Source organism: Flavobacterium lipolyticum, from assembly GCF_020905335.1.
GTDB lineage: Bacteria > Bacteroidota > Bacteroidia > Flavobacteriales > Flavobacteriaceae > Flavobacterium > Flavobacterium lipolyticum.
The window spans coordinates 3,514,492-3,529,464 of record NZ_JAJJMN010000001.1 but is presented as its reverse complement, the minus strand read 5'-3'; the positions used below and the strand labels follow the sequence as shown (position 1 = coordinate 3,529,464).

12 protein-coding genes are annotated in these 14,973 nt (G+C 32.7%); 3 read left to right on the top strand and 9 right to left on the bottom strand.

Annotation, left to right across the window (positions count from 1 at the left end; all coding sequences use genetic code 11):
* Window positions 1-164 precede the first annotated feature (164 nt).
* Window positions 165-3,179, bottom strand: a complete 3,015-nt coding sequence (locus tag LNQ34_RS15100) for a tetratricopeptide repeat protein (RefSeq protein WP_230000327.1) — start codon at window positions 3,177-3,179, stop codon at window positions 165-167.
* Window positions 3,180-3,542: 363 nt separating this feature from the next.
* On the opposite strand from LNQ34_RS15100, the gene LNQ34_RS15095 reads away from it, so the two are divergent.
* Both LNQ34_RS15095 and LNQ34_RS15090 read left to right on the top strand, forming a co-directional pair.
* Window positions 3,543-4,226, top strand: coding sequence for a cell division ATP-binding protein FtsE (locus LNQ34_RS15095; protein WP_202703172.1), 684 nt, complete (start codon window positions 3,543-3,545; stop codon window positions 4,224-4,226).
* Window positions 4,226-5,089: a glycosyltransferase family 2 protein gene (locus LNQ34_RS15090; protein WP_230000326.1), complete on the top strand. Its 864-nt coding sequence runs from the start codon at window positions 4,226-4,228 to the stop codon at window positions 5,087-5,089. Before LNQ34_RS15095 ends, LNQ34_RS15090 begins: the two co-directional genes overlap by 1 nt.
* Here LNQ34_RS15090 and LNQ34_RS15085 read toward each other — a convergent pair.
* From LNQ34_RS15085 to LNQ34_RS15075, 3 genes are read right to left on the bottom strand one after another with little or no spacing between them, the layout of a single operon-like run.
* Window positions 5,082-6,176: a glycosyltransferase family 4 protein gene (locus LNQ34_RS15085; RefSeq protein WP_230000325.1), complete on the bottom strand. Its 1,095-nt coding sequence runs from the start codon at window positions 6,174-6,176 to the stop codon at window positions 5,082-5,084. The genes LNQ34_RS15090 and LNQ34_RS15085 overlap by 8 nt on opposite strands.
* The gene (locus tag LNQ34_RS15080) at window positions 6,173-6,565 is read right to left on the bottom strand and encodes a sugar 3,4-ketoisomerase (RefSeq protein ID WP_230000324.1); all 393 of its coding nucleotides are present in this window, start codon (window positions 6,563-6,565) and stop codon (window positions 6,173-6,175) included. The genes LNQ34_RS15085 and LNQ34_RS15080 overlap by 4 nt, the downstream gene beginning before the upstream one ends.
* A gap of 11 nt (window positions 6,566-6,576) precedes the next feature.
* Window positions 6,577-7,677: a glycosyltransferase gene (locus LNQ34_RS15075; RefSeq protein ID WP_202703176.1), complete on the bottom strand. Its 1,101-nt coding sequence runs from the start codon at window positions 7,675-7,677 to the stop codon at window positions 6,577-6,579.
* 48 nt (window positions 7,678-7,725) lie between these two features.
* On the opposite strand from LNQ34_RS15075, the gene LNQ34_RS15070 reads away from it, so the two are divergent.
* Window positions 7,726-8,631, top strand: a complete 906-nt coding sequence (locus LNQ34_RS15070) for a glycosyltransferase (RefSeq protein ID WP_230000323.1) — start codon at window positions 7,726-7,728, stop codon at window positions 8,629-8,631.
* Here LNQ34_RS15070 and LNQ34_RS15065 read toward each other — a convergent pair.
* Genes LNQ34_RS15065 through LNQ34_RS15045 form a run of 5 tightly spaced genes read right to left on the bottom strand, consistent with a single transcriptional unit; the run spans window position 8,628 to window position 14,915 of the window.
* Entirely contained in the window at window positions 8,628-10,073 is a 1,446-nt protein-coding gene (locus LNQ34_RS15065) for a lipopolysaccharide biosynthesis protein (protein WP_230000322.1), read from the bottom strand. The two genes, LNQ34_RS15070 and LNQ34_RS15065, sit on opposite strands and share 4 nt — an antisense overlap.
* A gap of 26 nt (window positions 10,074-10,099) precedes the next feature.
* Window positions 10,100-11,455 (bottom strand): bifunctional cytidylyltransferase/SDR family oxidoreductase, encoded by a 1,356-nt coding sequence (locus LNQ34_RS15060; protein ID WP_202703179.1) that lies wholly within the window; start codon window positions 11,453-11,455, stop codon window positions 10,100-10,102.
* A gap of 41 nt (window positions 11,456-11,496) precedes the next feature.
* On the bottom strand, window positions 11,497-12,810 hold the full coding sequence (locus LNQ34_RS15055) for a CDP-glycerol glycerophosphotransferase family protein (protein ID WP_202703180.1): 1,314 nt from the start codon (window positions 12,808-12,810) through the stop codon (window positions 11,497-11,499).
* Window positions 12,811-12,827: 17 nt separating this feature from the next.
* A complete protein-coding gene (locus LNQ34_RS15050; protein WP_230000321.1) occupies window positions 12,828-13,928 on the bottom strand; it encodes a DegT/DnrJ/EryC1/StrS family aminotransferase in 1,101 nt (366 codons plus the stop codon).
* A gap of 15 nt (window positions 13,929-13,943) precedes the next feature.
* Window positions 13,944-14,915, bottom strand: coding sequence for a GNAT family N-acetyltransferase (locus LNQ34_RS15045; RefSeq protein ID WP_230000320.1), 972 nt, complete (start codon window positions 14,913-14,915; stop codon window positions 13,944-13,946).
* Window positions 14,916-14,973 lie beyond the last annotated feature (58 nt).

Sequence of the window (14,973 nt, the reverse complement as noted above, 5' to 3'; positions counted from 1 at the left end):
AAGACTTCTATTCTTGCATCTTTACTCTTGCATCTATTCTCTATAATCTTTTATTCTTCTTTTTTTTTAATAGATGCAAGAACAAAGAGAAAAGACTTCTCAGCAATCTTTCATCTTGCTTCTTGCCTCTTTTTTCTATCTTCTATCTTCTCTACTCTTTGTTCTTACTTATTAATTGAAGAATTCGTTTTTGCTTCCTCCAACTTAATCGCACTCAACTCCGTTTTAGCCTCTTCAACAACATCCGGATAATCGGTAAAATTGTTAATGACGTTGTCTAAAATATAAGTTGCCTGATAACTGTCTTTTAATCCGTAAAAATTCTTTGCCATCAGCACCAAACTTTTCGCTCCGTAATATTTGTAAGCCGAATAGTTTTTAGCCAGCTTTTGAACAGACCCATTTGAAGCCTCAAACTTCCCTTCTTTGGTTTTGAAATAAGCATCATAGTACAAGGCTTCCGCTGCTAATTCTCCTTTCGAAGTTGCCGACAATTTAGCATAGGCCGTTTTGGCCTTGTCTTCGTTTCCTGTTTGCATTGCCGCGCGTGCCACGATAATTTGTGCATCGGCCTTTACATTTGCATCGGCTTTTGTATTTTGCAATACTTTATCAGCATACACTACAGCATTGTCGTAATCTTTTTTGTCGTAATAACATTTCATCAGATTGGCCTGTGCAAAGTTTTTATTCTGAGGAAAATCAGCTTCGTTTTCTAAACGAACTAAAACCGGAATCGATTGATCACAATCTTTTGCTTTAAGGAAAATCTGTGCGAGTCTGCTCAACGATTGCTCTGTAAATTCACTTCTTGGCTGATCAGTCACATACTGATAATTTGCCACTGATTTTGTTTCCGACCCTTCGGCAAAATACAATTGTGCTAAATAAAAGTTAGCTTCCAGCGCATGCATTCCTTTCGAAAATTTACTCACATAAGCTGTAAAACCAGTTATGGCTTGCTTACTGTTGTTCTGACTATATTGTTTGAAAGCCGCATCATAAGTATCATTATCCAGCTCGGCATCAGTAACCGCCACAAAATCTAAGGTACGTACCCAGGTCGCATATTCATCCACCTTTCCTGAGTCGACATAAATCAATCTGGCAGTCGAAACCGCTTCTAAAGCTTCGGGAGTTTTAGGAAACTCGGCTGCTACTTTTTTAAACTTCACCAAAGCCTGATCATCGCGATCTGAATTGTAATAAATCAACCCTTGTTTTAAAATGGCTTTCGAAGTAAACGAACCATTTTTAAATTCTGAAATCAACTGATCGTAAGTTTTAAGTGCCTGATCGTTCTTTTTCTCTGTTACATAAGTGTTCCCTAATTCGTATAAAGCATCATCTCGATAAGACGACTTTTTATACATCTGAAGAAAATGGCTCAACTCCTCGGCTTTTTTATCATTTTTGGACATAAATCCGTAAGAAATTGCCTTTTGAAACTGTGCATAATCGGCGTCAACACCTTTTGCTTCAATAGCTTTGGAGTACGCTTCATTTGCTGCACTGTACTTCGAACTCACAAATCGGCAATCGCCCAAACGCAAATACGAATCGTTTAAACGTACTTTATCTTCTTTCGAATTGTCAATTTGTGCCTGAAAAGAATTCCCTGCCTGATCGTATTCTTTTTGTTTAAAATAAGCATAACCAATATTATAATTGATGTTTTTATACTCATTAGTAGTTTTCGCTGCAGCCAACCCTGCAAATTGCTTGTAGCTTAGTAAAGCATTCTGAAAATCATCGGTCATATATTCCGTTTCGGCTTTCCAAAAAGTCGCACGCGCTGTAAATTCAGGAGTCTTTTGTTCGCTGACAGCATTTTTGAACATTTTCCCTGCTTCGGGATAATTAGATTCATTGTACAATTCTACACCTCGGTAAAAAAGTACTTTTTGATAAGCCGCTTTATTCTCTGCCGACCTGTTTTTTTCTAATAACGAAAGTGCTTCTTTGTAGTTTTTAGAAGAAATATAAGAATCAACCAATAATTTTTCTACCTCAGATCTGCTTGAATTATTTGGATATTTCTTTAAAAAATCAAGCAAAATTCCTGGTACCGTTTGATAGGCATTCCCAATTTCATAGCTCAGTTTTGCATAATTTAACGCTGCGTCTTCCTGAATTTGCGCATTGAAATCCATTTCAGAAGCATTTTTAAACGCATTTAAAGCTTCCTGCTTTTTACCTGTATTTAAATATGCTAAACCTAAATGATAATAGGCATTTTGAGCTACAAAATCTTTTCCTTCAATAATTTTATTGAATTGGGAAATTGCTTTTTCGTACTCTTTTTGTTCGTAATACGCATATCCCAATTGATAGAAATCGGTATTATTCCACTTCCCTTTTTTACCGGCATACTGCTCTAAAAACGGAATCGCTTTACCATATTGCTTTAAATTGAAATAACTTTCTCCAATAATTTTGTTCAGTTCTGACTTTTCCAAATCATTCGATTTACTCATGGCTTTTTGCCCCAAATCGATTGCTTTTTGGAAACTCCCCAGCTTAAAATTCATGTCGGCCTGATAATACGAAAGCTTTTCTTTGTACTTTTCTTCGCCTGAAACTTCATCAAAATATTTCGTTGCTTCTTTATAATCATCACCTTCATACGCCATAAATCCCAAGTAATATTTGGCCTGCGAACCAAAATCAGCAGAATTTACCACTTTGTTAAAATAAGTAGTTGCTTCCTTTTTCTTTTTAGCACTGAAATAACTATATCCTTTCTGAAAATTAAATTTATCCGAGTCTGATTTGCTCATGTAACTTTCATCTACTTTATCAAACCATTGCAACGCTTTCGGGTAATTTCCCTGCTCAAAAAAATACTGAGCTACTTCAATATACGCCTGATTTTGTTTTGTACTTGTCGGATAATCGTGTACAAATTTCTCCATCAGCGCATCGGCATTTACTTTATTTGTTCGAATGGCGCAATTGGCAATATAATAAGCACAATCAGATTGAACTTCCTCGGTTGTTGCATTATTTTTTACATATTCGAAAATAAGTTGGGCCGAAGCATATTGTTTGTCATTGTACAAAGCCAGTGCTTTGTCAAAATCCTTTAAGTCGTAAGTATAAATAGCTGATTTTTGTGCCGAAACTATGGTTGAGAAAAGGATAATTGGGAGTAAAAAGAACCAGGGAAGTTTACGCATTTTAATTATATTTAGTATTCAAATGTATCATTTTATACCGTTTATAACGAAACGTTCCTTGACTTTATTATGAATAAATATTTTAATCGTAATTATTAAACCACATAGTAAACGCCAAAAGATTGGTTCTCAAACTTTACAGAAATATTTTTCTGTTTTACAATTGAAACAACGATTCTGTTATGTTTGACACAGATTACACCCCTCCTCACAGATTGAAAAATTAACTTTAGCAGAAGGAATAAAATCATTCTAATTCTTTAATCTGTGGCCGTTTTTTTGAAATTCCTCACAGAAATGATTAAAATTTATTTTGAATCCAAGCGTTATCTTATTACTTTTACCATTCAAATTAATTTTATTATGTCGCAAACCGTACTGTCTCTTAAAGAAGTCACTATATATCAGGAAGGAAAGAAAATTTTATCTCACATTAATTTAGATGTTCAGCATGGTGAATTTATCTATATAATTGGAAAAACAGGTTCCGGAAAGAGTAGTTTCATGAAAACACTTTATGGTGATTTACCTTTAACTGAGGGTGAAGGACATATCGTTGAATTTGATTTGGCGACTTTAAAAGAAAGCGAAATCCCTTATTTAAGACGTAAAATTGGAATTGTGTTTCAGGATTTTAAGTTACTTCCGGACCGTTCCGTAAAAGACAATATGCTTTTTGTTTTAAAAGCCACCGGCTGGTCTGAAAAAGAAGCCATGGAGCATAAAATCGATGAAGTTCTGGATAAGGTAGGCATGAAAGAATTCGTAAACAAAATGCCACATCAACTTTCAGGCGGTGAGCAACAGCGTGTTGCCATTGCAAGAGCACTGTTAAACGATCCTGAATTTATCTTAGCCGATGAGCCAACCGGAAATCTTGATCCGCAAACCAGCTCAGAGGTTCTTGAAGTACTTAAAAAAATCAATGCCAACGGTAAAACAGTGATCATGGTAACCCACGATTATGCTTTACTAATGAAATTCCCGTCTAAAACCCTAAAATGTGAAGACGAAAGAATTTTTGAAGTGGTGCAACGCAGCGTGTAATGCTCTCTATTTTAATTCCGGTTTTTAATTATGATGTTTTGCCACTTGTTAAAGAAGTTGCAAAACAATGTAATGCTATTGGAATTCATTTTGAAGTTCTTTGCCAGGACGACGATTCAAATTCTCACGAAAATACGCTAAATGCAGAAATCAATCTTTTGCCTAATTGTTCCTTTTTTAAAAATGAAACTAATTTAGGAAGAGGCAAAAACATCAATTCACTGGCTCAAAAATCCATATACAACTGGTTGCTTATTTTAGACTGTGATACCTTTCCTGCTCAGAATAATTTTATAAAAAAGTACATCGATGTTATTTCTGATTCGGAAAGTAATATTCTGTTTGGCGGAATCATTTATGAGAACAATGAACCTCCAAAGGAGCAATTTCTTCGCTGGTTTTATGGTAATAAAAGAGAGACTTTTTCTCTTCTCACTTCAAATCTGGTAATTAAAAAAGATATTTTTGTTCGGTTTCCTTTTGACGAATCCATCACCAGATACGGTTATGAAGATTTGTGTTTCTTTTCTGTTTTAAAAGCAAATCATTTTAAAATTCTTCGGATAGTAAATCCAACTTTTCATTTGAATTTAGAAACTTCAAAAGTGTTTTTAAACAAAACCAAAATAGCTTTAGAAAATCTTGTTTTTCTTTATGATTCAGATAAAATACTAAAAAAAGAGAGTAAAATTATAACTTCTTTTGAATCTCTGAGAAGACTCAAATTAACACAATTTTCGGCTTTTCTTTTTGTAAAAAATCAAATCAGAATCGAGCGAAATTTGTTGTCACAAAAACCTTCTTTATTTTTGTTTGACCTGTATAAATTGGGCTATTTTTGTAGCTTAAAAAAAACTAATTAGCCACTAAAGTGTCTAGAAAAAATCTCCATTGTTCCATTATTTTATCCAGGGCATAATTCTCAGATGTTTGCTTAGCTTCTTCACCAAATTTCAATCTTACCTCCTCATTTTCAATCAAAAAAGAGAGTTTTTCAACATATTTTTCTATGTTGTCATCCGGAATTAAAAAACCATTTTTAGCATTGGTAATAATAGATCCCGGGCCAATTGGACAATCGTAAGCAACGCAAGGTAAGCCTAAAGCCATTGCTTCCAGCAAAACCATTGGAAACCCTTCTGTTCTTGAGGTCATAGCAAAAACAGAGGCTCTACAATACCCTTCTTCAATATTTTCAACAAAAGGCATATAATTGATCCCCGATTCTATATTCAATTGTATGGCTTCTTTTTTCAAAGCATCAATACCATCTGTATAAATATCCAGTACCCAATCCGGATGTTTTTGAATAATTTCTTTCCAGATTAATAACAATCGATCCAATCCTTTTTCAAAAGAATTTCGACCAATTGCAATTACCTTTTTATGCTGTAAATTAGAGACTCTATTACTTTCTATCCATGAAGGGTTTGAGATTACAACACCATTTTCAACATTCCATTCTTTTAAACTTTCTTCAGATAAAGCTACTATTTTAGTAAACTTTCGAGCGCTAAAATCTTTAAATTGATATTTTATTCTCCGAATTGATTGTGAAGTCAAACCTCTTTTCAGATCTTTTTCTTCAATAAATTTAGAACCATGACATTCAAATACAATTGGTACTTTAGTTTTGGTAACAAAAGGAACTATAAATGCTTTTAAACCATTATCAGCAATCAAAATAACATCAGGTTTAATTTCGCTAACCTTTTGATTTATCTGCTTTTGAAAAGAATTGAAAAACTTAAAAATATTGCCTTTCAAAATTATATTATGAAAGACAATTTCAGTATTAAAAGTATAAAAAGGCGAACCAGTCTCTTCATTTTGAGATAAAATATGAACTTCATAACCAAAATACTCCACAAAATAATTCGCTTTGATGGCCAAAACTCTGGCAACTCCGCCCGGTTTTTTTATTTTTGGGACAATATAAAGTAACCTCATTTTTTTGAATTCAAAAAAACATCATAATCTCGAATATAATCTGATTCATCAAAAACGTCAGAAGCCAAAACCAAGCAAACAGCGCCGGAAGAAAAGTTTTCCAGCTCGCGCCAGACATTATTTTCAATCAATAATCCTTTATCTGGCTTATTAAGAAATACTTTTTTTTCTGAACTACCATCTTTCAATATAACAGTAAAACTACCTGAAATTGCAATTATAATTTGTCTCAGCTTTTTATGTGAATGACCTCCGCGTATGGAGGAAGAAGGTATATCATATAGATAATAAACTCTCTGAATTTCAAACGGAACAAATCCTTTTTCTAATACAGCAATATTCCCCAAGCTGTTTTCTATCTTTGGAATATCAATAATTTCTACATTCATCTTAATACAATTTAACCATTTGAAATCATCAATTTAATCCATTTTTCACCTATTCTTTCTAATGAAAAATCAAGAATACTTTTTAAACTACTTTCCTTACATTTTTTATACAAAACTTCATCTGATACAAATAAATTTAGTGCTTCAGTAAATTTTATCCAATTTTGATTTTCAACTAAAATACCGTTTTCAAGATTAATAATCAAATCTCTTGGTCCAAAATCGCAATCAAAAGAAATCACTGGTGTTCTACAGGCTAAAGCTTCTAAAATAACATTCGGAAATCCTTCATTTTTGCTACTTAAAACTAAAAATTTTGCCTTACTTACATACTTAAAAGGATTATTCTGATATCCCAAAAGATGTACAAAATCACCAATATTACTCTCGAAAATTGCTTTTTTTAATTTCGATTCATCTCCATTTCCAACAATTGCCAAATGAATTTTCTTTTCTCGTAAATTCGATTTTGCATAACTTGAAATCAGTTTGTCAAATTGTTTTACTTCGTTTTCATATTGCCCAACAGCTATAATAAAATCAAAATCAAAATCTATTTCCTCATTTTGTTTTTGAAGAATCTCGTCTAAATAAATAAGATTCGGGATCATTACAACATTTTTTAACTTATGTTTTGTTTGAATCAAAATCTTCATTTCATTTGTAATTGCCACATTCGCATAACAATGATTGTACATCAACCTTGTTAACCATGAATTATTAGGCATATAATGGTCGATCAAAGAACTATGAACAGTAAAAATGGTCTTCGTATTGTAAATAAGCCTTGCTAAAATAAGTTCTTGCACTACTTTAGTTCGAAAGCGAAAATCGATAATAAAATCAAATTTATTTTCTTGCAAATACTTTCGTAAAGCCAATAATCTTTTAGCTTTATTAAAAAATCCATTTTTTTTATTTTTTAGCAATCCTAAATTAACCAATTTACCAGAATATGGAAAAGTAACTTCATCTAAAACTATAATAACATCAACCTCAAAACCTTGTCTTTCAAAAAAAATAGACAAATTTGCCATCACTTTATCGCTTCCGCCACCCGCTAAGCGGTAACCAATTAAAGCGATTTTATTTTTTTTGTTAGGCACTATCATTATCGATTTCTTATTTTCGTATCAAATATATAACTCTTTAAAAACAATATGCAAAATAAATCATTGGTAACCGTTATTTGCTTATGTTATAATCATGAAAAATTCGTGATTGAGAGTTTATGTTCCGTTATTAGTCAGGATTATGGTATTGTTGAATTAATAATAGTAGACGATTGTAGTACGGATAACTCCGAAAATATAATTAAAGAATGGCTTGTAAATTATCCTCAGGTAACATTCATTGTCAATGAAACGAATTTAGGAAATACTAAGTCTTTTAATAAGGCATTAAAACTAGCACAAGGCAATTATATTATTGATCTGGCTGCCGATGACGTTTTATTACCAAACTGTGTTTCCTTACAAATAAAGACTTTTAAAGAAAGTGCTTATAAAAATCTTGGAATTGTTTACGGAAATGCTGAATTGATTACTGAAAAAGGAGAATTTGACTCTTACTACTTCCCTGTAGATGATAACCGTAAAACAATTATAAAAAAGCAAACCGGAGATATTTATTTAAACGTACTTTCAGGTAGAGACAGCATTTGTTCCGTCTCTTCAATGGCAAAAAAAGCAGTTTATGATTCCTTAAACGGTTATGATGAAAAACTATCCTATGAAGATTTAGATTTTTGGATCAGAGCATCACGGATTTATGAATTTGATTTTATTGATGAAATTTTGATAAAAAAGAGGATTTCAGAAAATTCATTAACTTCAAGTTTTTACGACAATAAAAAATTAGGATTTAAAAAAATAAACCTATCTACTTATCTGATCCTAAAAAAAGCGATCCAGCTAAATCGAACAAAAGAAGAAGATCTCGCCATTCAAAAAAGAGTACATCATGAAATTGTACATACTTTCCAAATCAGAGATTATGGTTTATTTTTAAAAAATATCAGCCTACGTTTTCGATTATTTTGGAGAGCTTACTTCAAAAAGTATTAGTTTTTCTTCAACTTTAAAAGTACTTTCCAAGCTTCTTTGGGTTCCTCTAATTTCAGTAACCAACAAATAAACAAATAAGTTATCGTTCCAAGTATAGCACCTAAGAATAATTGCACTATTAGATTATCCACAAAGGAGGTTATGGCAAATACCAAAATTGCCATTCCAACTGTTGCAGCAAAAACAGGCAGCATATCTTTCAATTGAGCTATTACCCCATAACCATATAACTTCCCCGGGAGATATGCATTTATAACAAAAGCTATTGCTGATGTAACAACATGACCGATTATAATGGCTTTTAGCCCTAACGGAATTGTGATTATCATAGCAAGCACAGTTAAAGGTAATTTCGACAAATCAACTTTTAAGTACAAATCTGATCTGCCAATTGCATTTAACAAACTCATATTAATCACACTCATAGGAAGAAAAACACGGGAAAAAACCATCCATTGTAAAAACGGAATCAGGAAAATCCATTTTTCGGTAAATAATAATATGACTATAGGTTTTGCCAGCAAAGCAATAAGCGTCATAAGCGGGATAATTAAAAAAGCTGACATACGAATCATTCGGCTATAAATAGAAACTAATTTCTCTTTATCATGCTGAACAACGGTTAAAACTGGAAATGTAGCCTGCTGTATAATACTCACTATTGTTCCCCCTGATAGATCAGCAAAACTCTTAGCCCTTGTGTAATAACCGAGTGAAGCCGTGGGATAAAATCTACCTAAACAAATATTATAAACGTTATTTAATAACTGCGCATATAATCCTGAAATCAGAATTTTTGATCCGTAACCAAATAAAGAGCGAAAAGATTTTTTCGAAAATGAAAGTGATGGACTCCAACTGCTTAAAAACCATAGTGAAACTGTTGTCGTTAAAGACCATACTAAACTTTGAACAACCAATGACCAAACTCCATAACCCTTTATTGCTGATAGTACACCACATAATCCACCCAAGATTACAGACAGCACATTGCTCTTAGCAATAGATTTAAAATCCATTGCTATTGTTAATTTACTTTTTTGAACTATTGCAAAAGCATTTATAAACAAACTTAAACCTAATACTCGTACTAAATCTGTTAGTTGTGGCTGATTAAAAAAAGTTGAAATATAAGGTGCGGAAAAAAACAATACCAGATAAAAAAAGCTGCTAACCCATAAATTAAACACAAATACGGTAGAAAAATCAATTTCTGTTCTATTTTGTCTTTGGATTAAACATACTCCCAAACCGCTTTCAATAAAGGTCTGTGACAAAGCCATAAAAATGGCTAACATCCCTATTAACCCAAAATCTTCCGGCAGCAAAATGCGGGCAAGCACTACGCTCACAATAAATTGTCCAATTTGAACAGCGAATTTATCAATAGCAGACCAAAAAACTCCTTTTGTTGCTATTGATTTTAGAGAAGTGTTATGCATTTAAGAAAGGTTAATTTTTTACTTCTTTACAATCGTACATCTATCACTTGCCCTGTATAATTAGATAATAAAGTCTGAATGCATCTTAAAGCAACAGTTTCTGGTTTTAATAAAGTATTTTGTAGTTCACTTCCAAAATTCTTTATCCGCATTGGTGTCTCTGTTCGTTCCGGATTCATACAATTTACTTTAATACCTAATGTTTCCCATTCTTGTGAAATTGCCTGCACAAAATTAACAATTGCAGCTTTACCAGAAGAATAAATACTGTAAAACGCCCTACCCCTGGTATATGAGCTTGAAGTAAAAAATAAAATATGCCCTTTTGATTGTTTTAGATATGGTAAGGAAGCTAATGCAATATTAACCATTCCAAGATAATTAACATTTACCGAATTCAGAATATTTTGATAATTCATCGTCTCTAAAGGTTCCTTATATAATATGCCTGCGGTATTGACAATGTAATCAATCTTATGCTCTGTTTGAAATACTTTTTCTAATACCTCCTTAACAGCTTCCATATTAGAGACATCTACATTATTCTCGCTACGGGAAAAATTATAAACACGTATCCCGTTCTGCTTTCCTAAATCTACAATACTTTTCCCAATACCATAAGTTCCCCCAAAAACAACCATAACTTTATCTGCTAGGGATTCTAAGGATAATTCAATATTTTGAATTTCAACAGAGCGCAGTTGAAACAATTTATCTAACAAATAAGTGTCTTCCGGATAAGTAAGTTTCATGTTAACCTCTTCACCATCTACTACAAAAATACTTTCTTCAGGCAAATACTTTTTAACTACCCCACAGTCATCAGTAGCTTTAAAATTTTTATCTTTCATCGCTAACTCGTAGGCTTTTGCGATTACTGCTTGTTTAAAACCTTGTGGAGTTTGTCCTCGACGCATTTTTACACGCTCAGGGATAGCTGTTATAATCTGATTTTGAACCTCAATAATTGTATCTGCCGAGTGAATAGCAACATCAACAGCCTTGTAATTATCCATCGCCCCTACAACCTCACTGATAATTCTTTGACTTACTAAAGGACGCGCAGCATCATGAAAGATTAGATTGGCATCTTCTAAATCTGCATAAGCATTCACTGCTGCAAGACTGGAATGGTATCGCTCCTTACCACCAATTAGAACCCGTTTGACTTTCTTCCATTCGTTTTTAATAATCATATCCTCTATCATAAATAAATAATGATTATTAATAACAATTGCAATTTCATCAACTAATTCATTTCTTTCAAATGCATCTACAGTATGTTCTATAACCATTTTTCCGGCAACTTTAAAAAATTGCTTAGGCAAAGATTTTTCCAGCCTAATTCCTGTTCCACCAGCTAAAATAACAGCTATATTCATCTATTCTTTTATTTTTATAAAATTTAGTTATTTCAAAAAAATCATTCAAAAATTTGAGTTTCTAAATAATTCATTATGTTTTGTGATGCACTTAAGTTATTGTTCTGAATTAGATTATTTTCAACAAAATTATTACGCGCTTCTTTCATCCAATCATTTTCATTCAACAACACATTTTCAATAAAATCAATCAATTCTTTTTTATTTCTGGACTGATAATGCACTGCCACAGTTTTTTCTCCAAATTCGCTCCATTCTCTCATGACCGACTCGTTTCTTACCATAAAAAGAGATGGTTTCTCTGTAATAAGATATTCGGCCATAAAGGAGCCGCAATCATGAATCAAAGCATCTGACGTTAAAAACAGATCAGTATATTCAGAATTTTCAAATTGGCCATTCTCTAAATCCATCCATTTATTGTAATAGGCATCTGTTTTATTTTTACCCCAATTCGGATCATTTTCTAGTTTAATTCTTAGTAGCGGGTGAGGTTTAAAAGCAATTTGCAATTGATTCTTATACACAATAGCCAGTTCCAAAAAAACATCACAATACTCTAAAAAATTTGATACTTTATTAAGTTCATTCATCGAATGATGTGGAGCCCATATTACTCTTTTTAAAGTTTCATCATTATTTTTCCACACATTACTATTAGGTTTCTTGCTTGTTAAAAGCTGATCAAATCCCGGATAACCTGTTACAACATTGTTCTTTCCTTTATTTTTTTGTTTCTGAAATGCAATATTCTTATGGATAGGGGTTTCTGAAAAAATCCTCCAAACAAGATTATGAAAGTTTAAATTGTAAAAAGCATCATAGTTCGTCGTCATTATAGCATAAGGAACATAACAGGTTAAGGTATTCGAAAACTCCTTTATATAATATCTATAATCTACTAAACCTTCGTAAGGATTAGTGTAAAAAACGATATCAGGTGAGAACGACTTTTTGATATCTAAATATTCTCCTTTAATATTATCAAAAGTTTTAACAACATCATATCCTCTACTTTTAAAGGCATTATAGGCTTTATCCATTTCAAAAAGCATATTTTCCTTACCAAAATTTACAACAGGACAAACAAATATTTGGGGCTCAAACCGAGAATGCGCGAGCATTAAATCGAATAACACATCATATTTCCAAACCGATTCATGAATTAGAAAAAAAGCAACTTTTACCTTTTCTTTTTTCCTGACAACTTCGAGTGCTTTTTCATGATTTCTAGGTGCCTTTTTGATTAAATATGATTCATAGGCGGTTCTTAGATTTGTAAAATTATAAAACTTAATGAGTAATATCCATATTCTCTCAGGAACGAATTTCTTAATAGTTAATTTTACAGTCATTTTCCTTTCAATAAAATTTAATAGCTATTTAAAACCTCAACAATAAAATCAACCTCAGCATCTGTCAAAACAGGACTAATCGGTAAACTCAAAACTTCCTGATGAATCTTTTCTGTAACAGGTAATGACAAATTACTCCATTCCAAAAGTGCCCTTTGCTGATGTGGTGGAATTGGATAATGGATTATGGTCTGTATGTTATTTTGGGATAAGTAGATCTGCAGCCCTTCACGATCTGAAGTTCGTATCACAAACAAATGAAAAACATGGTTATTTGAAAAATCCCAAAACGGAAGTACTATTTTTTCATTTTTTATTTCTGCCAAATATCGTTCAGCTATTTTGCGTCGTCTCTCATTATCGGCATCTAAATGAGGTAATTTCAGACTTAAAAAAGCGGCCTGAAGTTCATCTAATCTCGAATTAACTCCAATATAATCATTGTAATATTTTACCTCAGATCCATAATTGCGAAGCGAAAAAAGCACTTTAGCCAACTCTGTATCATTTGTCGTAATGGCACCACCATCGCCTAAAGCACCAAGGTTCTTTCCGGGATAAAAACTGTAAGCTGATGCGGAGGATAAAATATTAATTGTTGATTGTTGATTTTTAATTGCACCATGCGATTGGGCTGCATCTTCAACTATTAATAAATTATTCTGATTTGCAATTTCATTTATTTGGTCCATTTCAGCCAATTGTCCGTAAAGATGAACCGCCAAGATGGCTTTGGTTTTCTGAGTGATTTTTTCCTCGATTAAATCGGGATTGATATTGTACGTTTTTAATCTTGGTTCCACTAAAATGGGAACTAAATCGGCCTGCAATACAGCCAAAATACTAGCAATATAAGTATGGGCAGGAACTATTACTTCATCTCCTTTTTGCAGTTTTCCTAAAGCTATATATCCCTTAAAAATCAACGTTAATGCATCTAAACCGTTTCCTGTTCCGATACAGTAATCTGTTTTACAATATTTTGCAAAAGCAGTTTCAAATGTTTCCACTTCTTTCCCTAAAATGTACCAGCCACTCTCTAAAACTGTTTTCAGTTTTTCCTGAAATGCGGTTTCATAAGGTTTGTTTATTTTCTTCAGGTCCAGAAATGATATCATTTTCTTTTTTTCTATTTAAACAAAAATACCATTTAACTTCTTATAATTTGCAGTTTCCAATTCGTAGAAATCATGAACTATGGTGCCTGCTCCAAAACTTTCTTTCCAGTAAGACAAACCTTCATTCAACTTCTTTCCCTGATTTTCATTCGAAATTCCAAAATCAAAAAATCGCTTTTGGACAAACCGCTCCTGAATCAGATAATGATACAAATAATCTAAGCTGCCTAAATCTCCCATTTCATTCTTCGAAATATACTGACAATGGACGGTTGTTTCCGTTTCAAAAATCGTAGTGCCGGCTACCATTTTATCTTCTAAATACACATTAAACTGGTGAATGTTTTGAGGAAAATGCTTCTGCAGATAAGACATTTCTTCTGCTGAATGTACCGGATTTGCTTTGTGTTTTTTATTCAAATTGGGAATTAAAACTTCATTCCAAAACAAACCAAAATCAGTTTCTTCTTTGATCATCAATTGATTCGAAACTCCTTTTTGAAAACCTCTTTTTCTAATTTTTGATACGACACTTTCCTGAGACAAATCGATTACCGAAAGTGAATCGCGACGCACCAGTTTCGCATCAGCCAAAAACAGCGCATACAAAATTTCTTCTGCAGGTTTTAGATGGTAAATAGAAGGAAGAGTTTTATAATGCAGTTTCAGAATCTCATTTTCACTCAAAAAGAACAAAACCGTCTGAAAAATTTCAATAACGTCAACTTGTTTTGTTTTTTCGCTATACACCAAACCTCCGTAGGTCAATCCCTGATGGGAGTAAACTGAATTTTCGACTTTGTTCGCCGGTAAAATTGCTTTTAACTTATCATTCTCAAAAACCAAAAGGGAGAAATCTTCAAACCGGTCTTCGTGGTATTCCATAAAATCACGGTGAAACAGAAATGTAGCATTTTTAGCCTGCGCCACAAATGCATTCCATATTTCGTAATCGTTTTTATGATAATTCCTTACGGTATATTTCATTCCGCTTTCTGTGGTAATTTTATGGTTCTCTTTTTGAGTTCTGTTGAAACAAACTTAT

Coding starts and splice junctions, on each gene's coding strand:
- LNQ34_RS15045 (WP_230000320.1), bottom strand. CDS start 14,915: ATGAAATATACCGTAAGGAATTATCATAAAAACGATTACGAAATATGG.
- LNQ34_RS15075 (WP_202703176.1), bottom strand. CDS start 7,677: ATGATAGTGCCTAACAAAAAAAATAAAATCGCTTTAATTGGTTACCGC.
- LNQ34_RS15100 (WP_230000327.1), bottom strand. CDS start 3,179: ATGCGTAAACTTCCCTGGTTCTTTTTACTCCCAATTATCCTTTTCTCA.
- LNQ34_RS15060 (WP_202703179.1), bottom strand. CDS start 11,455: ATGAATATAGCTGTTATTTTAGCTGGTGGAACAGGAATTAGGCTGGAA.
- LNQ34_RS15095 (WP_202703172.1), top strand. CDS start 3,543: ATGTCGCAAACCGTACTGTCTCTTAAAGAAGTCACTATATATCAGGAA.
- LNQ34_RS15090 (WP_230000326.1), top strand. CDS start 4,226: ATGCTCTCTATTTTAATTCCGGTTTTTAATTATGATGTTTTGCCACTT.
- LNQ34_RS15050 (WP_230000321.1), bottom strand. CDS start 13,928: ATGATATCATTTCTGGACCTGAAGAAAATAAACAAACCTTATGAAACC.
- LNQ34_RS15085 (WP_230000325.1), bottom strand. CDS start 6,176: ATGAGGTTACTTTATATTGTCCCAAAAATAAAAAAACCGGGCGGAGTT.
- LNQ34_RS15080 (WP_230000324.1), bottom strand. CDS start 6,565: ATGAATGTAGAAATTATTGATATTCCAAAGATAGAAAACAGCTTGGGG.
- LNQ34_RS15055 (WP_202703180.1), bottom strand. CDS start 12,810: ATGACTGTAAAATTAACTATTAAGAAATTCGTTCCTGAGAGAATATGG.
- LNQ34_RS15070 (WP_230000323.1), top strand. CDS start 7,726: ATGCAAAATAAATCATTGGTAACCGTTATTTGCTTATGTTATAATCAT.
- LNQ34_RS15065 (WP_230000322.1), bottom strand. CDS start 10,073: ATGCATAACACTTCTCTAAAATCAATAGCAACAAAAGGAGTTTTTTGG.